The organism is Ruegeria sp. BG7, from assembly GCF_056535685.1.
Genome location: NZ_JBQFIU010000001.1, coordinates 3,008,238 through 3,032,737, shown reverse-complemented (window position 1 = coordinate 3,032,737; position 24,500 = coordinate 3,008,238). Strand labels below are relative to the sequence as shown.

The window sequence follows — 24,500 nt, the reverse complement described above, 5'->3', positions numbered from 1 at the left end:
GGTGCAAGTCAACCGTATAGTGAGTTTTTGGTTGACCATAATGCGGTGCGTATGCATCATCATACGGGACAGGTGGGGAGGCCACCCAGACAATTGAAATGCGAACGCCGCCGCATTGCCGGCGAACAGAGGAGATATGCCCAATGGTCGAAATTCGCGGCATTGAGTTTCAGGCAAACACCGACAATGACATGGGGATTGAGTTTTTCAACCTTAGCCACAGATACGGGTTTCAGTGCCCCAACTGGCCCTATTTCAAAGACGTCCAGATCGACCGAAAGCACTACATGGTCAAGTCCGGCGTGTTGTCTCAGACGATTACCACGACGATGCACGTAACCACTCATATTGATGCACCAGCGCACGTCGTTCAGGGAACGCCGTTCATCGACGAGGTTCCGCTCCCCCATTTTTTCGGCTCTGGCCTGGTGGTTTCCGTGCCCAAAAAGAAATGGGAGCAAATCACAGGAGATGATCTGGAAAAGGCCTGTGGTCATGCAATTCGCAAAGGCGACGTGCTGATCATCAACACCGGTTGGCACAAGCAGTATGAAGACGGTGACTACTTTGCTTATTGCCCGGGTCTCGTGCCTTCCGCTGCTGAGTGGATGATCGAAAAAGGTGTGAAAGTCGTTGGGCACGACACCCAAGCGAACGATCACCCGTTGGCGACTGCCATCGGTCCGCAAAGAAACGGTCCGATCTTGCCTCATCTTGAGAAAGAGTACCTCGAGTGGTCAGGCGGAACCCCTTGGGAGGTTGACTTCCCAGAGTGGGAGCCGGTTCACAACATGCTTTTTTCAAAGGGCATTCTCGGCATCGAAAACGTCGGTGGTGATTTGGATGCGGTGACCGGCAAGCGGTGTACCTTCGCGTTCTTCCCTTGGAATTGGGACCGTGGCGACGGCTGCATTATCCGATTGGTTGCGATGATCGACAAGAACCAGTCTTACCGCATCGAAGCTGGCGAAGATTTCTGAACACTCACGGACCGGTCGCCGGTTCGCCGGTGGCCGCCAATAACCTTGAGCGGAGACGGACATGCATCTGAAGCGCTTTCAAGACGCCCAACCCTACGAAGCACCGAACCATTTTGGGTGTCATGGTCTTCGCTTGCAAGGCTTTGAGGAAGGCGGGCCGACAAATCAGTGGATTGGCTTCAGCCAGTTCCTACCGGGCGGTGGTGCTGGGCCGGACTCCACACCTTTTGAGAAAGTCTACGTCGTACTGGAGGGCGAGATGACCGTCATCGTTGACGGCACCGAAATCCTTCTTGGGCCGATGGATAGCTGCACGATCGCACCGGGCGAAGTGCGTAAAATTGAAAACCGCGCCAACCACACCTGCAAAATGCTGGTGGTCATTCCGTATCCACCAGAAAACTAAGGACGAAAAGAATGTCTGATCCACTCAAGATGTTTGACGTAAAAGACAACGTCGCACTGATCACCGGAGCATCCGGCGCGTTTGGCATGGTCGCTGCGCGCGTTCTGGCTGGCGCTGGGTGCAATCTGGTTCTGGCTGCGGGCAATCAAGAAGCGCTCGACGAGATTGCCAAAGAGTGCAAGGCGCTTGGTGCAACCGTCGTTGCGGTGAATACGCGCCCGTCCAACGAGGCATCCTGCGGTGCGCTGGTAGAAGAAGCAGTAAATAATTTTGGTAAGCTCGATATTCTCGTTGTCGCGTCCGGCATGAACAAAGTCGCGCCGATCAACGAAATGGCGCCAGAGACCTTCAATGCAGTGATGGACGCCAACGTGAACCAAAGCTGGCTTTTGGCACGCGCGGCGGCGGCGCACATGAAGCAAAGCGAATACGGCAAGATCATTTTCGTCAGTTCCGCGCGCAGCATTCTGGGACACCCAGCTGGCTACACGGCGTATTGCGCGGATTGTTCGCTTTGAACCTCACTGCTGCCGCTGCTGGGGCTATGGTGCTTGTGAATTCGGTTGTGCTGGTACGCGGCACGTTAGGCCTGTCAGAAAGCGCGTTGGCCTGGACCATGTTTGCATTTGGGGCAGGTTCCATGTTGTCCGCCCTTGTCTTACCGCTCCTGCTTGATCGCATAGCTGATCGCCCTGTGATGATTGCGGGAGCTACCATGGCGATTGCTACACTTATGGTACTGGCGATACTGGTGATGAGTTTCGGCATATCATGGCCCATCCTACTCGGGGCGTGGCTCCTTGTTGGCATCGGCTATTCTGCGGTACTAACACCCTCTGGCCGCTTGTTGCGACGATCGTCTCACGAAGCCGACCGCCCCGCCTTGTTCGCCGCGCAATTCGCACTTAGCCACGGTTGCTGGCTGGTCGCCTACCCTTTGTCGGGATGGCTGATGACCTCGCACGGTACCGTTGAAGCGTTGCTCGTTCTTGCATTGACTGGTGCCATTGGCATTTTTTGCGCCCTGCGCCTTTGGCCTCATGACGACCCTGAAACGCTTACGCACACTCACGAAAATCTTCCACTGGACCACCCGCACTTGCGAGGGGAACGGACGCACACGCACGCTTTCGTCGTTGACGACGAACATCCCCGTTGGTCGCCAACTCTTTGATTTGAAGCCGTGGATTTAAAAACCGACCCTCGCACCGAGCCAAAGCTAATTAGACCCGGCATAAAAAAAAGATAATTTGCGCAGCCACATCGGCAAAACCTTAGACTTACTGCACAGATGTAGCCTTTGGTGGGAAGAGCAGCATGTGCAAAATCGAATCCAAGTTGCATCATTGACTGAAGCGTGTCCTGCCCCCGTTTTGTGACCCACTAAAGTGCCCGGCAGGGGCATGTCTTTCAACCAGGCAGCGCCTGTTCAGGTCGGCGAAAACACCGAGAAAGTTTAAAAAATTATCCTTCGTACGGGCTACAGTTAGCTCACGACGAAAAGCCGTTTAGTGGAGGAACAAGGGTGCCAACCAAGTTCGATGGAGGATTACTCTCTTGGAGTACGGCGTTGGCAATTTGTACAACAGCCGTACTCGTCGTACTGCTTGGCGGTCAGGTCGTTGCGTTTGGTGGTATCGCGGCAGTCGCGGGTTTTTCAGCTGGTTTTTTGGGGTCTGTCTTTTCTAGTCTTGTTTCTAACGCCAGAACGTTTTTTATGGTGCTGGTGAGCATACTGGTATGCACACTCTTCCCGCTTCAGTGGATCGCCTTTCTGTGTGGTTTTGTCTTGATCAGTTGGGCTGCTTTTGACGGGTACAAGAACGGTGGATTTGCGACAGTTCCTGCATTGAACGGATTGCTCTTGTACTTACTGATCCCACCCGACGAGCGTATTGCCGTTCATGTTTTGGTTTTTCTAGCCGCGGCAACAGTCGGTAGTTTGCTCAGCGTTCGGCTTAACTTGGCGGGATCAGCAATACGACCTCCCATGTCTTTCAAGGAAGCAATTTCTGTTTGGCTATTCTTAATTGTCGGCATGAGTTTGACGTCGTTTCTCGCTCACGTAATCGGAAACCAAAAATCCTATTGGCTTTCGTTGCTGTTCGTATTCCGCGTCTTGGCTCCACTTCAAAAAGTGCCTGATGCTGCATTGCGGTTTGGTGTTGGCGTGGCGCTTGGGTCTTTGGCCGCCCTATGTTTCGAGTTCAGCGGATTGTCTCATCAAGTCTTATTGATCTTCGGGTTTGCCTCCGCTGTCATAGGCGTGCACAGAATAGGTGGTAACACGCTATGGACAGCGATGTTCTTTACGATTGCCACACTTTTGGTGACAGCCCCAACGATTGAGTTTGCGGTCTTCCGAATAGAAGCGGCGGCGATGATAGTCTTTGTAGTCGGAGGGCTATCATTCGTGATCAGTTGGTGCTGGGAACAGATAGAAACCCGTTCCGGAAACTAAAACCGCAATTCTTCCCCCTTTTGGATACCCTCAACGTCTTATTCTTCGAATGACCTCCTGGAAAATGCGCCAAATGACCAAGAGATCTTGAAGCGTTTCAGAGCTCACCAGCGCTTCGTACACAAAGAAAATTTTTTGATCTGGACCCGTACATAGGCCCGGAATACTGAGAAAATAGACTTCCGTTGCAACCTGTACACAAGACTTTGCAAAGTCAGCGTCCTGCGCTTCACTGTCATTCGAGCAGCATGAAGCATCCTGTGATATTGTATCGTGTCAACGTCGGGTTGTCGTTGTGGGCGGGCATGGCGGATCGGAGGATCAGCCATGGAAACCCCAAACTTACCTGCCATTCGTGCACTTCGCCCCGCTTGGAACAAAGGTCGCATCGTCGGTCAAAAACGCCCTCTGAAACCTAAACATGTCTGGGCAATCCGAGTGCGCCTCGAGCTTTCTGAAAACCATCGCGATCTTGCGCTCTTCAACATGGCAATCGACAGTAAGCTCCGCGGCTGCGATCTGGTGAAGATGAAGGTGGCCGATGTCATGTCATCGGGTCAGATCAAGGAACGGGCTTCAGTACTTCAAAGCAAGACGCAGAAACCCGTGCGCTTTGAGATATCAGAGGGCACTCGTGCCTCTGTTGAGAAGTGGATGGAAGACGAGCTGATGGTCGGCTCGGAGTACCTTTGGCCCGGCCGATTTCACGAGCGATTGCACATCTCGACGCGTCAATATGCGCGGATTGTACGCGACTGGGTCACGTCGATCGGTCTCGAGGCAAGCGCCTACGGCACCCATTCAATGAGGAGAACCAAGGTCACTCAGATCTACAAGAAAACCGGAAACCTTCGCGCTGTTCAGCTTCCTCTTGGCCATACTAAGATGGATAGTACAGTCCAATATCTCGGCGTCGAACTCGAGGATGCCTTGGCCATCGCCGAAGCCATTGAGATTTAACGCTCACGGGTCGCTCTCGCGGGCGGCCCAGAGCCGACATCCAACCCGCCATATTGATGCTGCGGTTGCGGCCCGCTTTGCGGACTTTCGCTGCGTCTATGTGACGGTACCGAATGCAATCGATCAAATCGTAAGACATTGGTGCTGGAGTTAGACTAACCATAAGCCCCCATCCTGGGCGCGCTGAAACTCGTGTCGAACTTACCCGAGTTGATCCGTTTGACAGGCCCGACAATCCATTGATTATGTGCGCATGACCAAAGCTCAACGACCGCCAAAGCCAAAACCCATGCCGTACACCCCGGAGCTGGACCGCTACGAGCGGATGGTGTATCGGCGATGTGGGCGGTCCGGTATAAAACTCCCTGTTGTCAGCTTGGGGCTGTGGCACAATTTCGGCGCAGACTCACCGCACGAAAACAAGCGCGCCATGTGTCGTGCAGCGTTCGACCATGGTATCACTCACTTTGATCTGGCAAACAACTACGGTCCACCACCCGGTTCAGCCGAAGAGGCATTTGGCGAGATCCTCAAAACGGATTTCGCGGGTTACAGGGATGAGCTGATCATTTCCTCCAAAGCAGGCTACGACATGTGGCCAGGACCTTACGGAGAATGGGGGTCGCGCAAGTACATGATTGCGTCCTGTGACCAATCACTCGCGCGCATGGGGCTTGATTATATCGACATCTTTTATTCCCACCGCTTTGACCCCGACACCCCGCTTGAAGAGACGATGGGCGCTTTGGATCATATCGTACGGTCGGGTCGCGCGCTCTATGCAGGTATCTCAAGCTACAACTCCCAACGCACGCGCGAGGCGGTGAAAATTCTAAACGACCTTGGGACGCCCTGTTTGATTCACCAGCCTTCTTACAACTTGCTCAACCGTTGGGTGGAGCGGGACGGTTTGCTCGATACCCTCGACGATCTTGGGGTAGGATCGATTGCATTCACGCCGCTAGCACAAGGCATTCTTACGTCGAAATACCTGCGCGATATTCCGGATGGCAGCCGTGCCACACAAGGAAAGTCGCTACTCGATGGCATGATTAACGAGCGATCTCTGGCAAGTGTCCGTGCTCTGAACGATATGGCCGAAGCTCGTGGTCAGACTCTGGCGCAAATGGCTCTGGCCTGGGTGCTCAGAGGTGGGCGCGTGACGACCGCACTTATCGGCGCGTCCCGGCCGGAACAGATCGTCGACTGCGCAGGCGTTGTAAATAATCTCGACTTCAGTTCTGACGAGTTGAAAAAGATCGATGAAATCAGTTCGGAAGAAGATATCAATTTATGGGCAAGGTCGTCAGAAACAGAGTGACCAATCTTATAATTGCTAAAACCCGAGAACATTTGGAACTTGAGGTCATTGGCGGCTGCAGCTTCTGCTACTCGGCTAAATAACTACCAAGACTAACCGGCCCATTGCGGACATTTAGGACGGAATTCAAATGCTGCAGTGGCATACCGGTCTGCGGACATCCGCAACAGTGGCGCAAGCTCTTCATTGTTCACTGAATTCCGCCAAGCCACGTTCGTGTCGCTTCAAGCCCTTTGCGCAAGATAGAAAACATCTGCTCAATTTCACTTTCGCTGATGATAAGGGGCGGTGGAAGAACACACATGTTGATAATAGGTCGAACTAATAACCCACGTTTTTGGCATTCTATATCGATCTGGCCGCCAATCTCGTAGTCGCATCCCAGATCGCTCTTGGGATCACCATCGACTGAGCATTGTACGCATCCCATCAACCCCATCCCACGCACATCGGCAACGATGTCAATCTGTCGCAAATGGTGCAGCTGATCCTGAAAAACCGGAGCGACCTTTTGAACGTGTTCGAGAAGTTTTTCCCGCTCAATGATCTCAATGCCCTTCAAACCCGCAGCCGCGCTAACTGGATGACCAGAATAGGTGTAACCATTTGAGAAGTTAGCATCTTTTCCCGAAACGTCGGCGATCAATCGGTCAGAGATAATCGCGGCACCCATCGGCGCGTACCCAGATGTCATTCCTTTAGCACAAGTTAGTATGTCCGGCTGAATGCCGAAAACAGCCTCTGACGAAAACCAATGGCCCAATCGCCCAAAAGCTGTCACCACTTCGTCGGAGATGTATAGAACATCATACTTCTTGCAGATGTTTAGGCAGCCTTGGTGATATCCTTTTGGCGGCACGATCACGCCACCAGATGCCAGAACCGGTTCGGCGATAAAAGCGGCAACATTTTCCGGGCCAAGCGCCAAAATGGCGTTTTCAAGATCGGAAACTTTCTCCTTCAGAAAGCTCTCTTCGCTTTGACCAGGTGAACGGTAGAGCGGATTCACGTCTGGCAGGAAATGTGCGAGGTCATCGGCTTTGTCGAGCCAAAGCCGGTCACGCTCTTTTCCACTGACGCTGGCCGCCAAGTAGGTGCTTCCATGATAGGCTTTTTGCCTTGAAATGATTTTCTTTTTCTCGGGTCGACCCAAAAGGTTGTTTCTAAAATGGACAAATCGGATAGCCGTATCCACCGCAGTGGAGCCGCCCGTGGTAAAGAAGACATTGTTCAAATCTCCAGGCGCTCGTTTGGCTATTTCGCGCGCGAACCGCGCAGCAGTCGAGTTGGTGTTGTTGAAAGGCGAGAAATAGGCAAGACTCCTAGCTTGCTCAGCCATGGCCTCGGCCATCTCTTCGCGCCCATAACCGATCTGGGTGCACCACATACCTCCCGGTCCGTCGATCAAGGGTTCACCCTTTTCGTTCACTACATGGATGCCGCTGGCACTTTCGACAAAAGTGCGGCTATTTTTGCCTAAAGCTTCCATCCCTTCCCACGGGTGCAGGAAGTGATCGTTGTCCCATTGTTTGGCATAAGAGTTATCCATGATGGGTCATGCTTTTCGCGCTCATTACAATGGGAAATTCTTCACGCACCTGGGTGTCCAAAGCGCCGAAATAGTTGGGGAAATGACTGTTTAGAATAGAGTTGGCTTTGTCACGGGCGCGGTCCAGCAAATCTGTTTTGCCTTCGTTTTCCCATGTGTCTGTACGCTCACGATCCATAAGTCGCGGATAGACGAATTCGCTGTTCATATAGTTCAGCGTGTGCGGGTTGCCGAGGAAATGGCCGGGGTCGATGGCGCAATCGTGGATCACATCCACAGCCATGGTTTCATCCGTGACCTCTATCCCGCGCAACGACCGCAGGATCATTCCACCCGCTTCGTCATCAATGACCATACTTTCAAAACTACATCCCATGAGGCTACCGATCATACCGCCAAACTCGCAAAGGCGATTGGCACCGGCATGAGCAGCAAGCGTGAAGGTCAGCGCCTTTTCTAACCCGTATTGCGCGTCGGGCAATTTGGCATCGGTCATGCCTGCGCCAACGGATGTGGGCAGACCATAGAAGTTGCCCATTTGAATGGCAGCCGCGCCGATCAGGGCTTGTTCGCCGCTGCCACCGGTGAACGAGCCGCTGCGCAAATCAGTGATGAAGGGCCAGGCGGCAAAGCAAACCGGACAGCCTGGAGTGATGAGGTTTACGATGGCAACGCAGGCCAGCGTTTCGGCCACGGTTTGTACCAACGTTCCCGCAAGCGTCGCGGGGGCTGTGGCCCCGGCTTGCGGAGGCACAGCCAGATCGACGGTGAGGCCAAGTTTGGCGGTATCAATCAGGATCTCCATGTTTTCCTTGCCGATCCGCAGCGGCGAAACCATTGGACAGCCGCCAAAAATGACGCTTGGCTTCTTCATGAAAGCCCCTTCGCCACCCTGAGCCAAATCAAACATGCGGATGGCATGCGGGATATGGCTGCGGTCGCGAAAGGTCAGACAGGCAGGCTTTTGGCTGCCTGCGAGCATTGCATATATGGTGTTCATATCGTGAGCGAAATCATCGGTCACATCGGTAGCCAAAACTGTGTCGCCCAGCATATGGATGTTGTCCAAGCGGTCCACTAGTCGGGTGAAATCATAAACGTCGCGCAGAACCGATGGACGATAGGACTTGGTCTCGGAATCGAAGGTTGTGACGGCGGTGCCAGAGTTGGCGAAATAGACACTCTCGGCCGAGCAATGCATGTCGTCTTTGCCTTCACGCTCACCGCGGGCATAGACATAAAACTCTCTGGCGGCAGCCGCCAGGATGTCTTCCATAAGGGCGCGGGGGAAGCACAACCTATTGAGGTCATTCAAAACTGCGCCTTTGGGAAGCACCAGATCAAGCAATTCCGGGAAATGGTCGGTAACGCCCGTGTTTTCCAGAACGGTTAAGGCCGCTTGATGGATGTTCTCCATATCTGCTTGGGTCAGCGGTTTATAGCGGCCGCCACTTAGGCCTCCACGTACGGCCTCATTGCCCGTGGTAGCCTGTTGAACCTTTATGCGCGCGGCGCGTCCGCCGCCGCCGCGACGGCGTGATTTTGCCTCAGCCATGACCGGACATCCTTTGTTCTGGTTCCGGGCTGATCATGTTGAAATAGAAATCGTAGAAGTCCTGGATCGAGGTTTCCATCTCGCCCAAGGGGCCCGGTTGGAAGTATTGAGAATTTACGCCGGACTGGTTGTGGCGAATGATGCGTTCGTCATCCAAAGATGTGACATGCCAAAGCCAGGTCAGGTCTTCTTTGTCGTAGTCTTCGCCTTCTTCGGCGTCAGCGCGAACCAGCCAGACCACCTGAATGTCGGTTTCCTGTAAGCCTCGTGGAATGAAGCGGTAGCCGACCATGTGATCCGAATAAATCAGGAACCAATTCAATGGACCAATATCAAAGTCAGTTGCGCCACCGTCGAAGCCTTTGAGCGTTCCAAGCAATGGTGCAAGTGCCTCGCCCGATTGGCTGCCGGTTTTGTAGCCTTGGTAAAGCGGATAGCGACGATAGTACCCGCTGGTAAATGGGGTCAGCGCAGCGTCGCCGACAAGAGTCAATTCATTGGGTGACAGCCCGGCTACTACAGCCCTAGCCTTTAGCGGCTCGACCAAACCAGCCATGTCTTGCGGTGATTTCAAGCTATGGGAGCGAGAATACTCTTTGTGCGCTGGCCCGCAGTGGTAGCATTCAAGGTAGTTCTCAACCGCTAGTTTCCAATTCGCGGGAACAGGAAATGACGCGGTATGCGCTACTTTCAAATCGTTCAGGCCATAGGGTTCGACGAGTGGCTCAAGTTTGCTGAGGACAGGATCAAGTAATGGGGTGTTTGCATCGGCACAGACAAAGATCAGGCCCTTGAAGACACTCACCTGAACGGGAAGAAGCCCAAACTTTGACGGGTCGAATTGTTCCCCCATATTGTGACTTGCACGAAGTTTTCCTGATAGCTCATATGTCCATGCGTGGTAGGGGCAAACAAGAACGCGGGCGTTGCCGGACTGTTCAGTGCAGACGCGAGATCCGCGATGGCGGCAGACATTCAAATGAGCACGAATATCGCCATCGCGGTCGCGAACAATGATAATGCTCTCCGGGCCATAGTCGAACAGGAAGTAGTCACCGAGGCTTGGGATTTGACTGACATGCCCTGCCCAAAGCCAGTTGCGGTTCCAGACCCGGGCGATGTCATAGTTATAGATGTCTTGGGAGGTATAGAATTCGCGCGGCAGGGCGTGGCCGTACTGGTGCGAGGCTATTAGCGCATCCAACTCAAAAGGTCGGCTGTTCATCTCGTTTCCTCCAAATCGATTATCTCGCGGCGAAACCAATCCTGATCTGCTTCTGCCTTGGGGCGTTCAAAATCACGGGCCGCGCGGTGGCCCGCGAAGACTGCGTCGACGATCAGCCCTGGAGAAGCGGCATCGCCAATAAGTTCGACGGTTTTCAACCTGAGCCCGCGCAAGCTGTCATATAGCGTCGTCTCACGCTGACGTTCAGTGACCAGAATTGTCGAGGCACATGGAATATCCATTTCGCGACCAGTAAAGGCACAACCGATGCGGGCCATGTCACCTTGAACCGCCGTCAGCACCTGATTACAACGAATGTCGATACCAAGCTCCATCAGACGGGCCTGAATGCGAGGCTGCTCCAAAGTATTGATGGAGTAAGCTGAAACCAAACTCTCCGGCGTGACAAAGACCACCTGGTATCCTGCAGTCGCAAGTTTTTCGGCGATCACTCCTGCCAGATAGATATGATCGTCATCATAGATCATGACCGGGCCATCCGGCGGTAGAACACCATTCATGATGTCATCAGGCGTCAGCACATTGGCGCTTTGCTCGATCTGTGGCACATGGCGCTGGGTGTTACGGCCCATGCCGTCGGTTCGCCAAAGGCTGCCGGTGGCCACAAAGACGTGTTCGACGCCCAGCTCTGCCACTTGATCGCCATTAAGCCTGCTGTCAGTGAACAGCTGAACGTTGCCGCGTTGCTTTAAATCATGCAGACGATAGTCGACGACGCGGGACCAAGCTGCGAGGCCGGGAAGTTTGCTTTCCTTCGTAACCCGCCCGCCCAATTCGGCTGACGCCTCGGCCAACGTCACCTGATATCCTCGCCTTGCCAACTGCATGGCGCATTCAAGACCGGCAGGGCCACCGCCAACAACCAAAGTGTCCGCGTTGCTCTTTTTCGGCGCGATGATCTCGGGGTGCCAACCGCGCCGCCATTCCTCACCCATGGTGGGGTTTTGAGTGCAGCGGATCGGGATGCCCAGATTGTCGGATGAGACGCAGATATTGCAGCCGATACATTCGCGGATTTCGTCAATGCGACCCTTCTCAATCTTTTTCGGAATGAACGGGTCCGCTATGGAAGGTCGCGCGGCTCCGATAAGGTCGACAATTCCCTTATGGACCATCGACAACATCATGTCAGGCGACGTCAGGCGACCGACACCAACCACAGGTTTGCGGGTGATCTGCTTAACGTGGGACAGAAACGCGTTCTGATATCCGTCCTCTGGCTGAAAACGAGTCGTGGCACTGTCATTGGACCAGTCAGCCACATTCACATCCCATAGGTCAGGAAGATCAGCCAAGAGCTCGACAATGGCGCGGCCTTCTTCTGCTGCCTGCATGCCCCCGGTACCCATCATCTCATCAATAGCAAAACGTAACGCCACAGCGCAGCTGTCGCCCACGGCTTCGTGAGTGTCTTCCAGCAGTTCACGTGTCAGACGCACGCGATTTTCGAGCGACCCACCATATTCATCGCTACGCTGGTTCATATGTGGCAGCATGAAATGCTGCGCCAATGTCATGTTGTGCCCGGCATACACATAAATGATGTCAAACCCGGCATCTTTCGCGCGCAAGGCGGCCTCGCGGTGCCAACGGCGGAATTCCCGAATGTCGGCCTTATCCATAGCCTGCGCCTGCTTGGGGTGTGTCGTGTCGACGGACATTTCGGAAGGCGCAAGAACCGGGGCGCGGGTTAGCAGGTTTTGCGCATGATTGCCGTTATGAACCAGCTGGATAGCCGCCAGTGCACCATGTGCATGTACTGCGTCTGTCATCAGCCGCAACGCGGGCACATCGCGCGCGTCCCATAGCCGCCCTTCGGCGTAAGGAGAAAGGTCAGAAGTCGGGTGAATCTCGGTCTCCTGATTGGAAACCACCGCCCACCCGCCTTCGGCCTTCATTCCACGAACGGCAGCATCCGCCCTTGGTCGGAGGTGCCCCAACCCGGTGCAATGAGGCACCTGATAGAAGCGGTTCCTGGCAGTGACTGGCCCGATCTGAACCGGTTCCAAGAGCATAGCATATGGGTTCGCGTCTGACATGTTCACGCGTTTTCCTGTGTTTGTGTTCCGGGGCTGGTTGGCCCCGGAGATATTGTTGAATCAGAAGCCGGCTTTGATCCGTTCAAACTCCGCCAGCATTTTTGCCTCAAGCTCGGGGTTCACCGCATCAAAGAACAAACTGCCCTCGAAGAAGCTTTTTGGATCGGAGAAACCATAGGCTTCGATGTTGGCCTGATCGGCAACTTCGAACGCTTTTGCGTTGGAATGCGGGTAGCCCCAGTTGTCGATGATGTACTGACCGCTGGCCGGGTCGGTAAGCGCGTTCAACAGATCATAGACCTGATCGACCGGTGTCGTGGATGATTTCAGATGCACATAGCCGCACGCCCAGGTCGCGATACCCTTGTCGACGTCTCGCATCATCGCGGCCGGCACCTCATTCCAGATCAGGTTTAGTTCTGACTGGTTCCAGGCCCAACCCAATTCGATCTCGCCGCTGGTCATAGCCTGGTCAAACTGACCTGCGTCGGACCAGTAAAAGCGCATGTTCGGGTGGATCGAGCGCAGGAAGTCAGACGCTTCCTTGAACTGCTCGTCGCTCAAGTTGGTGTAGTCGTCAGCATTTCCAGTAGCCAGCGCCGCTAACGCATACGCAGATGATGCGGCATCCGGGATAGCGATCTTACCGGCATAGGCCGGGTCGGCCAGCAATTGTAGTGAGATATCGTCGCCCGAGATCTTGTCGGTGCGATAGATAATGCCCGTGTTCCCCCATTCGAACGGCAACATGTAAAGCTGGCCGTCCAGAACGATGGCGTCGACCTCCTTGATCTCGGGCAGTACATCGGCCCAATTGGTCAGTTTGCTTTCATCCAGCGGCTGAATCAGATCTGCTGCGACCCATTTTCTGACCGCGTCGGAACAAGGATGTGCCAGATCAGCAGTAAAACCGGAACTCAGCTTGGTAAAGGCTTCTTCCTGGCTTCCGAAATAGGAATAGCTCGGTGCCTCATTCCCGTATTTTTCCATGTAGCTGGCAAAGAAGCCCGGGTCTTCATATCCCGACCAGTCAAAAACCGTCAGATCAGCTCCACCGGCGCTGGCGCTTCCTGCACTTATCGCCGTCGCACATGCGAAAGCCGCAATTCCCTGAAGTTTCATTTTTTCCTCCCATTGTCTTATTCTGTGTCTGTGCCAAGATCGATCACGCTGGCGCTTTGGACTCCCAGCCAAACTGCGTCGCCGCGATTGAAATCAACCGTGTGAAAGTAGTTCGGAACCGAGACCGCGATCGGCGCGTCGGCTTCCTCAACCTGAATGTGGTAGTGAATGTTCTCGCCATAAAAGGCCACATTGCTGACTTTGCCCTGAACGGTTGATGGATAGTCTTCGGGTTTATCAGCGGTGATTTCTAATTGTTCGGGTCGAATACCGATGTTCATATCTCGGGCGCTGGTTGCAACGTTGGGGTTTCTTCCAATTTCCATTTGGCCAAAGGCCTTCGCGTGGATTGAAAGCGTATCGCCATTTTCCTTTAGCAACTGGGCAGGCAGAATGTTCATCTCACCGATGAAACTGGCGACCTGCTGATCGCAAGGCCGGGCGTAAAGCGTTGTTGGCGTATCCACCTGCTTGAGGCGCCCATTGAACATCACGCCTATGCGGTCAGACATTGTCATCGCCTCGTATTGGTCGTGTGTGACCATCACAAAGGTAATACCCAGCGATTGCTGCAGATGGCGCATTTCAAATTGCATCTGCTCGCGCAGCTTCTTGTCCAAGGCCGACAAGGGCTCATCCAGCAACAATACTTTGGGTCGCATGATCAGCGCGCGGGCGAGCGCCACCCTTTGCCGTTGCCCGCCTGACAACTCACTTGCGCCGCGATCCTCAAGCCCCCCCAACTCGACCATTTCCAAGGCTTCGGCTACGCGCTGGTCGATTTCGGCTTTGGGGGCCTTACCGCGTAATCCATAGGCCACGTTGTTCCCGACATTCAGGTGCGGGAAGATAGCATAGCTCTGAAATACCATGTTGGTCGGCCGGTTATTGGCAGGCACACCATCCATATCCTGACCGTCGATCAGCACAGTGCCTTTGGTCGGCTCTTGGAATCCCGCGATCATCCTCAATACCGTGGTTTTGCCACATCCCGATGGGCCGAGGAGTGAGAAAAACTCGCCTTCTTTAAGATCGAGATTGATCCCGCTAGCCGCCAGGAATGTACCATAGCGCTTTTCGACGCCCCTGAGTTCTATGATGTTTTTGTCTGTCATCTGACCTCTGATGCGGATGAGCGGCGCCGGAAATACTCAGCCAGCACCAAAAGCAGGACCGATGTAAGCAGCAGGATAGAGCCTAGGGCCAAAACGTTTGGAAGCTTGGCGGGGAAGCGAATCTGGCTCCAGATGTATACTGGCAAGGTTGGTTGGTTGCCGGACAGGAAAAAGGCGAGGACGAATTCGTCGAAGCTGACTGTGAAAGTGACCAACAAACTGGCTACGATACCCGGGGAAACGACCGGAAGCGTCACGCGGCGGAAGGTGTCGAACACGCCGACGCCCAGATCGTAAGATGCTTCCTCCAGCGACGCATCGAAGTCATCGAACGCAGACTTCAGGATCGAGACGGAAAACGGCAGTGCAAGAAATGTATGGCCCAGAACGACGGTCAGCAAAGACGGCTTGAGTCCGACAAACAGAAACAGAACCAGCATTGAAGAAGCAACTATAATGCCGGGAATAACCAAAGGCAGCATCACCAGACCTTCGGCAGCACGCTGACCCCGAAAACGGTACCGAACAAAGGCGCGAGCGGCGAACAACCCCATTGCGGTAGACAGAAGTGCCACGACGGTGCCGACGCCAAGCGAATTCCAAAGGGCCTGGATCAAGGTATCCTGTTCGCCCAGCTTCCGATACCAGTCCAGCGTCCAGCCCTTGATCGGAAAGGCAACTATTGTGCCGCTATTGAATGAAAACAAGGGCAGAAAAAGGACGGGCAGGTAAAGAAAAACCAAATACAGAAAAGCGTAGGCTGTCAGGGTCGAAGGGCGTCTCATCTTATACGCCTCCCTAGCCGGGTGGCGGTAATTACAAACACTATAGCGACAAAGCCAACCGATAGCATCGCGATCAGTGAAAGGGTGGCGCCGAGTGGCCAGTTGTTGGCGGCCCCGAACTGCACCTGAATTAGGTTGGCGATCATCTTCCCGTCCGACCCTCCAACAAGTGCCGGGGTCACATAGTCACCTACCGTGGGGATAAATATGATCAGACAAGCAGCAATAATCCCTGGGATGGTTAGTGGCAGCGTCACCCGCATGAAGCGTTGAAAAGGGCTGTTACCGAGGTCGGTGGCGGCTTCTAGTAAACTTGGATCGATCTTCTGCAATGAGACATAGATCGGCAGGATCGCAAATGGCGCCCAGGCATGAGCAAGCGTCAGCACGACTGCAAATTCATTGTAGAGAAGGAAGTCCAGCGGTTCGTCAATCAAGCCAAGCATCAACAGTGCGGAGTTCATCACTCCATTGAACCCTAGAATGAGTTTCCAGGCAAAAACGCGCAGGAGGTAGCTAGACCAGAATGGAATGGTGATGAGCAGAAGCCAGATGGTCTTTTTCCGGGCCTTCATCGCGATGAAATAAGCGATGGGATATGCCAGTGCGACGGTAACTGCTGTTACTGCTCCGGCAATCCAGATCGACCTTAGCATCAAGTGTCGGACCAGAGGATCTGCAAACGCGTCGCTATAATTTTTTAGTGTCGGCGTCTTATCGAGCGTTACGTAAGATTGCGTCCAGAACGAATAGGCGATCAGGATCAACAATGGAGCCGTCACCAGAAAACCCACATAAGCCGTGGCTGGTGCGCTGAGGGTATAGCCCCGGGATGCTTCGCTACGAAAGATTACCCAACCTCCTTTCCGGATTTTCACGAGTCACTAATGGACGATCGTCCATTAAATGTTGCGCCAGAACGGTCTTTCGTGTCAATCTTCCTGTGAGATAGACTTGAGGGATGCCATCAAGAGGATGGAATTATTGAATAAAGTGGAAAACGTCAGAGGAAGAAAACGTGGCTCGAAACGTGCTCCGGATGCCAATAAGCAACTTCTGATCAAGGCGACTCTGGACTCTATCGCGGATATTGGAGTCACCGATACGACGGTCAGCCGCATCTGCGAGCGTTCTGGTTTATCGCGCGGAATGATCCATTTGCATTTCGGCGGGAAGGACAATTTGCTGACGGCAGCAGCCCAGCATTTCAGTGCTCAATATTATGCCGAAATGGACAAATTGACCGACCTGGGTTCGGATGCATCGCCCGAAGACCGTGTGATGGCCGTGATCGAGGCGGACCTATCCGAAGCTCTGCTCAATCCAAGAAGTACGAAAATCTGGCATGCATTCCGCGGCATCGCGAGCTCACACCCAGGTATTGCCCGCTACAGCAGCACCCAAGATCAAAAACTCGTCGAGACCTTGCGGCTTGCGTTTAAGGAGATAGCTCAAAAAAACGAGCGTGACCCAAACTTGGTGGACGATGCCACCGCCGGAACGCTGGCTTTGCTGGAAGGTATGTGGGTCAATTACCTAACAGATATGCAGGGTTTTTCACGACGACGCTCTGTTGATCTTATCAGACGTTTCTTGTGCGGACTTTTCCCCGGAAAATTCAAATTGTGAGATTTCGGGACGCTCAGATTTGAGACAGAAAAAACAGCATGTTCTTGGAAAGCCGACTGCTGGTATTGGCGAATTCCCTGGCGTCTAAATGCAACACCCCGTGCATTGGACGAAATCCAACATCCGCTTTCCCCCGAAGAAAGGTTTCCATTGCACGTGCAGCGAAAGACCGCTTTCCGCCCATCCCGTCGAATGCTGCGCCGGACACCAAAGTCTGAGACGGGCTCAACCCGGTCATCTGACAAAAACTGTCGGATGACGGCTTTCCAGCGAAACCCCCTGCCCGCACTTAAACGCATTTTTCAAAATGTCCCTCAACCTTTGGCAGCCCCACCTAAGCGGTCTACCTCCCAATAGTGAAACTTTAGAACGAAGTAGATGTAGGCAGACAAACCTGCCGCAACGAAGCACGAGATTGACGTGAAGGCATGAGAAGCAAAGAAGAACCCCAAAGCAACGGAAACGACAATTAAATACCCAAAACCTCGTAAGCCTTTATCGCTCGATCCCACAAGCGGAACGCAGATCACCAAAGCGTAGAAAACACGTGCAAAGTTCCTCGTAGTTTCGGAAGGGAACGTTTCTATGTTTTCATCCTGAATGGAGTGTTGCGCTAGGCCAATATCTAGGTTTGCTGGTGACAACAACACTGGCAAGTAAAGCAACAAGCCAAGGCAAAAACCAATTCCGCAAATCCCTTGGAATATGAGCCTGCGACGCCGGTCACTTTCAATCGAAGCCGCGGACAGTGGAACTCAAAACGGCCAAAAGAAATAGGCAAAGAAGAGAAACGTCAACGCAGCTGCCGAAGAAGGGTTCGCCGACGGGTTATCAATGGAAACCCACAATAAGCCTTCGGACAATTGCTGAATTCCAAAGAAAAGTGGAAAGCTGGCTAGCGGAAGAAATCGTTCGCTCATTTGCAACGCCAAACGTATCGTAAGACCACTGCAGGCTATGATTGCTGCACCGGCTACAAAACTGGCTTGTGATGAGAAACACAAGCTTAGACCACCTTTACCGTTTTAAATAGCTGAAGTACGTTGAAGCAAAGAAAACTTTTCATTCCGAAGTACTAGCTTGTGCTGGCTAAAAGCGGCATTGTCTGTTGTCTGGCCAACTATTTAGGAAACGGTGCTGTCAGGTAAATCCGGACCAGTCAAATCGGACCAACCAGCGGAATGTTTGTCGTTCTGCACCGACGATCTCAGCGACCGGGTCTGCGAAGAAGTTGGTTAAAAAGTTAAGTGTCTCTATGTTTTCTTCCGATATACCAAGGAATGCCGATAGCCTGCACCACGCGGATTTTCGGGCTCGTCTTTTGACCTTCTTCCCCATGCTGTTTGTCTTGACCAACGAAATCGCTCCGGCCTTGAGTTTTTGCAAAGACCGTATTCACACCATTGTTCAAAAGGGTTTTTACGAGTGATTGAGCGCGGTGAAACCTGTGTTTTCCTGCGGGCTCTCGACCTCTCGTGAGAGACCCGAAGATCGAAAATAAGGCAAAGATTAAGGAATGTGGGCACAAGAAACTCATCGATGACAAGTTCTGGTGATAGTTATGCCAATATCGCTATCTATTACTGCATCATCCTGTCGATCTGTTGACTAGTCCGGTTTTAATGAGGGGGTATCTCGGCAGGGTTAGGGGGATGCCCGCTCTGGTCCCTTTTTGGACCGGGTAAGTGCGGCATCCCCTGCCGTATCAGACAGCAGAATTCTTACGCAAACGGTACTCAGTCGATCTTGTTGCGCTGCGCGTGCGGTGTGACGCCAAAGCTGGACCGGTACACACGCGAAAAGTGACCGGGATTTTCGAACCCGCACGCGATGGCGATCTCGGTAACCGAGGCCTCGGTTTGCAGCAGCAGCTTCTGAGCCCGCTCCAACCGCATCTCCATAAAATACTTCTTGGGTGACGTATTCAGATACTTGCCGAACAAGCGTTCAAGCTGCCGAGTGGAAATTCCAAGCTCTTCGGCAATGAAGGACGGTGAGACGGGGGTTTCTATACTGTCCTGCATGATGTTGATCGCCTTGGCGAGATGCGCGTTACGCATGCCATTGCGCGATTGCAGCGATACCCGCTGTTTCGCCGTTGCATTGCGCACCGCATTGTAAACCATCTGATCGGCCACATCGATTGCCAGCTCTTCGCCATGGTCACGCTCGATCAGGTGAAGCATCAAGTCTGCCGTTGCAGTACCGCCGGACGCGGTAATGTGCTTTTCGTCAGCCACAAACACGCTGCGGACCAGATTAACTTCGGGAAAAGCTTCCATGAAAGCGTCGTGGTATTCCCAGTGGATCGCAGCCTGCATACCGTCAAGAAAGCCGGCCTCGGCCAACACCCAGGCACCCGAGCAAAGAGCCCCGATCGGCGTGCCGCGGGCGCGTTCGCGCCGCAGGGTAGCCAGCAAAGGGCGCGTGACATGCTTGCGCATATGGATACCCGACAGAACAAAAAGCTGGTCACATTTGGTCAGGCTTTCCAGTCCGGAATGCACCAATGTGACTGACCCGTTGGAACACACAGCTTGTTCGCCCTGCTCGGACACGAAGTTCCAGCTATAAAGGTCTTCGCCGCTTACAAGGTTTGCAATGCGCAGCGGTTCGACCGCGCATGAGAACGCGAGGTGCGAGAACTCTTCAACCAAGACAAATGTGATGTGCCGCGTTTGTGGCATAAGCTGTACCGTTTTGAATTTGGGTCAGCACCCAAATGTGAGTCTATTTTGCAGGCGCCCATGCTGCACGAATTTTTTTTGTGTACAAGTTGTATTTTTCTGGAATACACAACAACCACCGCACACGATTCGAGCGCAGCGCAGAAAGAACGGATTCAGGGAATGAAAGACGAAGCCAAATCGCGTAAAGCCGCATTACAAGAGCATCTGAAATCATCCATCCTAACGCTGCGCCTGCAGCCAGGCACAGATCTGGACGAAGCGCATTTGTCCGACGAATTTGGTCTGTCACGCACACCGCTGCGCGAGGTCTTCAGGCAATTGGCCGGAGAAGGCTATCTTGACCTGCGAACAAACCGCAGCGCGCGGGTATCCGAGATGTCGTACACCACGCTGCGTGATTTCTTTCTTGCTGCCCCAATGGTGTACGGCGCAATCCTGCGTCTGGCGGCGGTGAACGCTAGCCCTGCGCAAATCGAAGCCCTTAAAGACGCACAGCAAGCGTTCAAAACGGCGCTGCGCAAGGGCTCTGGCGAAGACCGAGCACTTGCCAACAACCGTTTTCACGATGTGACCGGCGAAATGTCCGGTAATGTCTACCTTCTGCCGTCGTTCAACCGGCTGCTGATCGATCACGCAAGGATCGGTATGACGTTTTATCGCCCGCAAAGCGGTGAAATGTCGGAAAACCTGTCTCTTGCCAGCCAACAGCATGACGCGATCATAGCGGCTATCGAGGCGCGAGATGAAGCCGCTGCCGCGAAGCTAGCCGAAGATCACTGGAACCTGTCACGCGATCAAATTGAAATGTTCGTGATGCCTGACGCGCTGGATGTCCCAATGGGCGTCCCGCCCCTTTCGAAACCTGCATGAGGACGGAATGAACCCGATTTTCAAGTTTGAGGGTATCTATACCCCTGTGGTCACGCCCTATCACGACGATAGCAGCGTAAACTGGGACGCCCTGTCCGACGTGATCGAATACCTGATCGAGAACGGCGTGCATGGTCTGATCTCCGGCGGATCGACCGGTGAAAACTATGCCCAGACCGTGGAAGAACGGCTGGAGCTGGCCAAATTCACTCATGAGAAGCTGAACGGCAGACTGCCGTTGGTGGTTGGCACAGGCGCGATGCTAACGTCGGACTCGATTGCTTTGGCATCGGGCGCACGTGAGATTGGCGCAGATGCGATCCTGCTGGCCAGCCCGCCCTACTCGGTGCCGACCGACCGGGAAAATGCGCTGAACGCGTTAGCCATCGACAAGGCCGCCGATCTGCCCGTAATGCTTTACAACTATCCCCACCGCACCGGCACGATGATGGGAGAGGAGTTCCTTGACCGTGTAGGCCGCAGCCGAAACTTCTGCGGCATCAAGGAAAGCTCGGGCGATATTAACAGGGTGCACCTGTTGGCGCGGGACTATCCTCACATCCAGCTGGGCTGCGGAATGGACGACCAGGCGCTAGAGTTCTTCGCCTGGGGCGCACCGTTCTGGGTCTGTGGCGGGTCGAACTTCCTGCCTGCCGAGCATGTGGCGCTTTACAATGCCTGCGTGATTGAGGGCGACTTTGCCAAGGGCCGCCGCATCATGTCCGCGATGATGCCGCTGATGCGGGTACTGGAACAGGGTGGAAAGTTCATCCAGACCATCAAGCATGGCGTGACTATGAACGGGATCGATGCGGGCGCCATGCGGCCTCCGCTGAAGGGTCTGAACAAAGACGACAAACGCGCGTTGGAACAGGTGACGCGTGTGCTCAAGAAGACAATCGCTGACATTGTGGCTGAAGGGTAAGAGACATGGATCTGCTGACACAGGACGAATACAAATCCATCGCCGCAGGCTTGACGCTGCCCACAGGCGCTTTCATCGACGGTGCATTCCGTCCCGCGATTTCGGGTGAGACCTTTGAGACAGTGAACCCAGCCACTGGTGGCAAACTGGCGGATATCGCGTCTTGCGGCGCGGCGGATGTGGACTTTGCTGTCGAAAAGGCGCGTGAGGCGTTTGACGATGGCCGTTGGTCCAAGCTGCATCCGAGCGAACGCAAGGATGTGCTGATCCGGTTGTGCAAGCTGATGACCCGCAATGCGCGCGAGTTGGCGGTGATGGAAAGCATCGACAGCGGCAAGACCATCTTTGATTGCGAAACCGTGGACGTGCCCGAGACGATCCACTGCCTGAAATGGCACGCCGAGGCGATTGACAAGATTTACGATCAAGTCTCGCCCGCCAGCGACGATCACATCGCCATGGTGGTGCGCGAACCAATTGGCGTTGTCGGCCTGGTGCTGCCCTGGAACTTCCCGCTGCTGATGCTGGCGTGGAAAATCGGGCCTGCTCTAGCGGCAGGTTGCTCGGTCGTAGTGAAACCAGCGGCTGAGACAACGCTGACCGCCCTGCGTATGGCCGAGCTGGCGATGGAGGCTGGGTTGCCGTGCGGCGTTCTGAACATCGTTCCGGGTGGCGGCGCAGAGGTCGGTGAACCCATAGGGCGGCACATGGAAATTGACATGGTCTCCTTCACCGGCTCGACCGTGACCGGCAAACGGTTCCTGACCTATTCCGCAGATAGTAACGCCAAAGAGGTGGTGCTGGAGATGGGCGGCAAGAACCCAGCCATCGTTATGGATGATGCTGAGAACCTCGACCGTGTGGCCGCGCACGTGGTGAACGGCGCGTTCTGGAATATGGGCGAGAACTGCTCGGCCTCGTCGCGTCTGATCGTGCACAAGGATGTAAAGGCAGAGTTGCTGGAGCGCATCGCGCATCATGCCAAACAGTGGAATATCGGCGACCCTCTGGACCCGGAAACCCGCATGGGCGCGCTGGTCAGCGAAGGGCATTACAACAAGGTCTGCGGTTATCTGGATCAGGCCGAGAACGTGGTGATCGGCGGTAAAGCAAACAAAGGCTTTGTCGAGGCTACGGTGGTCGAAGTACCTGGCAATGACGCCACGCTGGCGCGAGAGGAGATATTTGGCCCGGTCTTGTCAGTGATCGAAGTATCGGGCTTTGACGAAGCCATCAAGATCGCCAATGACACGGACTATGGCCTGTGTGCCTCGATCTTCACGGCCAACGCCAAGCGTGCCATACGCGGTGCGCGGGCCATTCGGGCTGGCACTGTGACGGTCAACAGCTTTGGCGAAGGCGACATCACCACGCCATTTGGCGGCTACAAGCAGTCTGGCTTTGGCGGTCGCGACAATTCGGTCCACGCCCATGATCAGTACACCCAGTTGAAAACCATCTGGATCGATCTGGCCGATGACGCAGACGAGGCCGTGGATTGACGCGGTTCGAGGCCAAAAGACTACCCCGGCAGACAGGTCCGGCGGGATGGAATGCCATCCTGCCGCCTCAGACACCTCTGCCGGAGCTGGACAAGGACCTGACCGCCGAAATCACCATTGTCGGCGGTGGGTTTGCCGGGCTCAGCACCGCGCGGCGTCTGCATCAACTGGATCCGTCACTCAAGATCGTTCTGCTGGAAGCGGGCCGATTTGCGGATGGCTCTGCGGGGCGGAATTCGGGCTTCATGATCGACCTGCCCCATGATCTGGCCTCGGACAACTATGCGGGCGATGCGTTAGAGGCGGATCGTGCTGCCATTGCGTTGAACCGCAAGGCCATAGCTTTTGCGACCGACGCGGCCTCGGAACGTGCTCTGCCGCAAGAGATGTTCGACCCTTGCGGTAAGTACAATGCCGCTGCCACCAGGGCGGGCGACGCGCATAACCGCGAATTCGCTCAGCACCTGACGAAACTGGGCGAGCCGCATACGCTCTATGACCAGCAACAGATGCAAGAGATCACGGGCAGCCCGCATTACACCTCGGGGCTTTACGCGCCGGGTACAGTGATGATCCAGCCCGCAGCCTATGTGCGGGCGCTTTCAGCCCAATTGGCTGAACGGATTGACGTGTTCGAGAACTCGCCCGTCACCAGTTTCGAAAAGCAGGGCGTAGGCTGGGTGGTCAACACCGCCAAGGCCAGGGTCAGCACCGGGCGGATCATTTTGGCCAATAACGGCCATCTTGAAAGCTTTGGCTTCTACCAACGACAATTGATGCATATCTGCCTTTACGCCTCAATCTCGGCCCCGTTGACTGAGGCACAGATCAAGACGCTGGGCGGTCAATCGCGCTGGTCGGTAACACCGGCCGATCCGATGGGCACATCGGTGCGACGCATTTCCGGCAGCTACGGTGATCGCATCCTAATCCGCACCGGTTCCAGCTTTCACCCGACACTTGAGACCACTACGACGCGGATGCGCAATGCTGTCCGGGTACATGACCGCAAGTTCAAGGAACGTTTCCCGCACCTGCCAGACGTCAAGATGGAGCACCGCTGGGCCGGAATGCTCTGCCTTAGCCGAAATGGGTCCGCAGCGTTTGGGGAGCTTGAAAACGGCGTATTTTCGGCCTGCTGTCAGAATGGCCTGGGCATCGCCCGAGGAACCCTGCAGGGCATGGGTATCGCGGAACTGGTGATGCAGGGCGGGTCGGAAATCGCAGATCACTTTCTAGCGCAGCCGGACCTTCCCAGATTACCGCCCGAGCCATTCGCCTCGCTTGGGGCGAACAGCTACCTGTTCTGGAAAGAATGGCGATCCGGCAAGGAATGATGTGTCGG

The 24,500-nt window shown here is 54.4% G+C and carries 22 protein-coding genes; 12 read left to right on the top strand and 10 right to left on the bottom strand.

Translation table 11 applies throughout. The features are described from left to right. Window positions 1-143 precede the first annotated feature (143 nt). From ACR3EH_RS15050 to mgrA, 7 genes are all read left to right on the top strand, one after another. Complete coding sequence (locus tag ACR3EH_RS15050) at window positions 144-980, top strand: cyclase family protein (protein ID WP_216600514.1); 837 nt, start codon at window positions 144-146, stop codon at window positions 978-980. Window positions 981-1,041: 61 nt separating this feature from the next. After that, window positions 1,042-1,386 (top strand): cupin domain-containing protein, encoded by a 345-nt coding sequence (locus tag ACR3EH_RS15045; protein ID WP_171188384.1) that lies wholly within the window; start codon window positions 1,042-1,044, stop codon window positions 1,384-1,386. 11 nt (window positions 1,387-1,397) lie between these two features. Then, window positions 1,398-1,904 (top strand): SDR family NAD(P)-dependent oxidoreductase, encoded by a 507-nt coding sequence (locus ACR3EH_RS15040; RefSeq protein WP_171188386.1) that lies wholly within the window; start codon window positions 1,398-1,400, stop codon window positions 1,902-1,904. Further along, entirely contained in the window at window positions 1,901-2,560 is a 660-nt protein-coding gene (locus ACR3EH_RS15035; protein ID WP_371732083.1) for an MFS transporter, read from the top strand. Before ACR3EH_RS15040 ends, ACR3EH_RS15035 begins: the two co-directional genes overlap by 4 nt. 351 nt (window positions 2,561-2,911) lie before the next feature. Beyond that, window positions 2,912-3,847: a hypothetical protein gene (locus ACR3EH_RS15030; RefSeq protein WP_480634836.1), complete on the top strand. Its 936-nt coding sequence runs from the start codon at window positions 2,912-2,914 to the stop codon at window positions 3,845-3,847. A 327-nt stretch (window positions 3,848-4,174) separates the two neighbouring features. Beyond that, a complete protein-coding gene (locus ACR3EH_RS15025) occupies window positions 4,175-4,807 on the top strand; it encodes a tyrosine-type recombinase/integrase (protein WP_171188390.1) in 633 nt (210 codons plus the stop codon). Window positions 4,808-5,096: 289 nt separating this feature from the next. Continuing rightward, window positions 5,097-6,128 (top strand): L-glyceraldehyde 3-phosphate reductase, encoded by a 1,032-nt coding sequence (gene mgrA / locus ACR3EH_RS15020; protein ID WP_171188392.1) that lies wholly within the window; start codon window positions 5,097-5,099, stop codon window positions 6,126-6,128. A gap of 190 nt (window positions 6,129-6,318) precedes the next feature. Here the strand turns inward: mgrA and ACR3EH_RS15015 are convergent, their stop codons facing one another. Genes ACR3EH_RS15015 through ACR3EH_RS14980 form a run of 8 tightly spaced genes read right to left on the bottom strand, consistent with a single transcriptional unit; the run spans window position 6,319 to window position 16,390 of the window. Then, on the bottom strand, window positions 6,319-7,677 hold the full coding sequence (locus ACR3EH_RS15015) for an aminotransferase (RefSeq protein ID WP_171188394.1): 1,359 nt from the start codon (window positions 7,675-7,677) through the stop codon (window positions 6,319-6,321). Further along, window positions 7,670-9,232, bottom strand: coding sequence for a trimethylamine methyltransferase family protein (locus tag ACR3EH_RS15010; RefSeq protein ID WP_171188396.1), 1,563 nt, complete (start codon window positions 9,230-9,232; stop codon window positions 7,670-7,672). Before ACR3EH_RS15010 ends, ACR3EH_RS15015 begins: the two co-directional genes overlap by 8 nt. Then, window positions 9,225-10,457 carry an aromatic ring-hydroxylating oxygenase subunit alpha gene (locus ACR3EH_RS15005; protein WP_171188398.1) on the bottom strand — a complete coding sequence of 411 codons (1,233 nt, stop codon included), beginning with the start codon at window positions 10,455-10,457 and terminating at the stop codon, window positions 9,225-9,227. The genes ACR3EH_RS15010 and ACR3EH_RS15005 overlap by 8 nt, the downstream gene beginning before the upstream one ends. After that, complete coding sequence (locus ACR3EH_RS15000) at window positions 10,454-12,517, bottom strand: oxidoreductase (protein WP_171675696.1); 2,064 nt, start codon at window positions 12,515-12,517, stop codon at window positions 10,454-10,456. Before ACR3EH_RS15000 ends, ACR3EH_RS15005 begins: the two co-directional genes overlap by 4 nt. A 60-nt stretch (window positions 12,518-12,577) precedes the next feature. Next, entirely contained in the window at window positions 12,578-13,639 is a 1,062-nt protein-coding gene (locus tag ACR3EH_RS14995) for an extracellular solute-binding protein (RefSeq protein WP_171188401.1), read from the bottom strand. Window positions 13,640-13,656: 17 nt separating this feature from the next. Further along, window positions 13,657-14,754, bottom strand: coding sequence for an ABC transporter ATP-binding protein (locus tag ACR3EH_RS14990; RefSeq protein ID WP_171188403.1), 1,098 nt, complete (start codon window positions 14,752-14,754; stop codon window positions 13,657-13,659). Then, entirely contained in the window at window positions 14,751-15,539 is a 789-nt protein-coding gene (locus ACR3EH_RS14985; protein ID WP_170572151.1) for an ABC transporter permease, read from the bottom strand. The genes ACR3EH_RS14990 and ACR3EH_RS14985 overlap by 4 nt, the downstream gene beginning before the upstream one ends. Further along, a complete protein-coding gene (locus ACR3EH_RS14980; RefSeq protein ID WP_170474779.1) occupies window positions 15,536-16,390 on the bottom strand; it encodes an ABC transporter permease in 855 nt (284 codons plus the stop codon). The genes ACR3EH_RS14985 and ACR3EH_RS14980 overlap by 4 nt, the downstream gene beginning before the upstream one ends. A 103-nt stretch (window positions 16,391-16,493) precedes the next feature. On the opposite strand from ACR3EH_RS14980, the gene ACR3EH_RS14975 reads away from it, so the two are divergent. After that, on the top strand, window positions 16,494-17,168 hold the full coding sequence (locus ACR3EH_RS14975; protein WP_170474750.1) for a TetR family transcriptional regulator C-terminal domain-containing protein: 675 nt from the start codon (window positions 16,494-16,496) through the stop codon (window positions 17,166-17,168). A 755-nt stretch (window positions 17,169-17,923) separates the two neighbouring features. Here ACR3EH_RS14975 and ACR3EH_RS14970 read toward each other — a convergent pair. Then, the gene (locus tag ACR3EH_RS14970) at window positions 17,924-18,172 is read right to left on the bottom strand and encodes a DUF6629 family protein (RefSeq protein WP_371732085.1); all 249 of its coding nucleotides are present in this window, start codon (window positions 18,170-18,172) and stop codon (window positions 17,924-17,926) included. A 732-nt stretch (window positions 18,173-18,904) separates the two neighbouring features. Then, window positions 18,905-19,855: a GlxA family transcriptional regulator gene (locus ACR3EH_RS14965; protein ID WP_171647848.1), complete on the bottom strand. Its 951-nt coding sequence runs from the start codon at window positions 19,853-19,855 to the stop codon at window positions 18,905-18,907. A 162-nt stretch (window positions 19,856-20,017) separates the two neighbouring features. Between ACR3EH_RS14965 and ACR3EH_RS14960 the strand changes: the two genes are divergently transcribed. The 4 genes from ACR3EH_RS14960 to ACR3EH_RS14945 are packed head-to-tail and all read left to right on the top strand — an operon-like array spanning window position 20,018 to window position 24,492. Then, window positions 20,018-20,728, top strand: a complete 711-nt coding sequence (locus ACR3EH_RS14960) for a GntR family transcriptional regulator (protein ID WP_171188433.1) — start codon at window positions 20,018-20,020, stop codon at window positions 20,726-20,728. Window positions 20,729-20,735: 7 nt separating this feature from the next. Next, window positions 20,736-21,653 carry a dihydrodipicolinate synthase family protein gene (locus ACR3EH_RS14955; RefSeq protein ID WP_171188436.1) on the top strand — a complete coding sequence of 306 codons (918 nt, stop codon included), beginning with the start codon at window positions 20,736-20,738 and terminating at the stop codon, window positions 21,651-21,653. Between the two features lie 5 nt (window positions 21,654-21,658). Next, complete coding sequence (locus tag ACR3EH_RS14950; RefSeq protein ID WP_171188438.1) at window positions 21,659-23,155, top strand: aldehyde dehydrogenase; 1,497 nt, start codon at window positions 21,659-21,661, stop codon at window positions 23,153-23,155. Beyond that, entirely contained in the window at window positions 23,152-24,492 is a 1,341-nt protein-coding gene (locus ACR3EH_RS14945) for an NAD(P)/FAD-dependent oxidoreductase (RefSeq protein WP_171675693.1), read from the top strand. The genes ACR3EH_RS14950 and ACR3EH_RS14945 overlap by 4 nt, the downstream gene beginning before the upstream one ends. The last annotated feature ends 8 nt before the right edge of the window (window positions 24,493-24,500 follow it).

Excerpts from the sequence above, each read along its gene's own strand:
- mgrA (WP_171188392.1), top strand. The coding sequence starts at position 5,097 with ATGCCGTACACCCCGGAGCTGGACCGCTACGAGCGGATGGTGTATCGG.
- ACR3EH_RS14955 (WP_171188436.1), top strand. The coding sequence starts at position 20,736 with ATGAACCCGATTTTCAAGTTTGAGGGTATCTATACCCCTGTGGTCACG.
- ACR3EH_RS14965 (WP_171647848.1), bottom strand. The coding sequence starts at position 19,855 with ATGCCACAAACGCGGCACATCACATTTGTCTTGGTTGAAGAGTTCTCG.
- ACR3EH_RS15040 (WP_171188386.1), top strand. The coding sequence starts at position 1,398 with ATGTCTGATCCACTCAAGATGTTTGACGTAAAAGACAACGTCGCACTG.
- ACR3EH_RS15025 (WP_171188390.1), top strand. The coding sequence starts at position 4,175 with ATGGAAACCCCAAACTTACCTGCCATTCGTGCACTTCGCCCCGCTTGG.
- ACR3EH_RS15000 (WP_171675696.1), bottom strand. The coding sequence starts at position 12,517 with ATGTCAGACGCGAACCCATATGCTATGCTCTTGGAACCGGTTCAGATC.
- ACR3EH_RS14960 (WP_171188433.1), top strand. The coding sequence starts at position 20,018 with ATGAAAGACGAAGCCAAATCGCGTAAAGCCGCATTACAAGAGCATCTG.
- ACR3EH_RS14950 (WP_171188438.1), top strand. The coding sequence starts at position 21,659 with ATGGATCTGCTGACACAGGACGAATACAAATCCATCGCCGCAGGCTTG.
- ACR3EH_RS15015 (WP_171188394.1), bottom strand. The coding sequence starts at position 7,677 with ATGGATAACTCTTATGCCAAACAATGGGACAACGATCACTTCCTGCAC.
- ACR3EH_RS14985 (WP_170572151.1), bottom strand. The coding sequence starts at position 15,539 with ATGAGACGCCCTTCGACCCTGACAGCCTACGCTTTTCTGTATTTGGTT.
- ACR3EH_RS15005 (WP_171188398.1), bottom strand. The coding sequence starts at position 10,457 with ATGAACAGCCGACCTTTTGAGTTGGATGCGCTAATAGCCTCGCACCAG.
- ACR3EH_RS15050 (WP_216600514.1), top strand. The coding sequence starts at position 144 with ATGGTCGAAATTCGCGGCATTGAGTTTCAGGCAAACACCGACAATGAC.
- ACR3EH_RS15010 (WP_171188396.1), bottom strand. The coding sequence starts at position 9,232 with ATGGCTGAGGCAAAATCACGCCGTCGCGGCGGCGGCGGACGCGCCGCG.
- ACR3EH_RS15045 (WP_171188384.1), top strand. The coding sequence starts at position 1,042 with ATGCATCTGAAGCGCTTTCAAGACGCCCAACCCTACGAAGCACCGAAC.
- ACR3EH_RS14990 (WP_171188403.1), bottom strand. The coding sequence starts at position 14,754 with ATGACAGACAAAAACATCATAGAACTCAGGGGCGTCGAAAAGCGCTAT.
- ACR3EH_RS14995 (WP_171188401.1), bottom strand. The coding sequence starts at position 13,639 with ATGAAACTTCAGGGAATTGCGGCTTTCGCATGTGCGACGGCGATAAGT.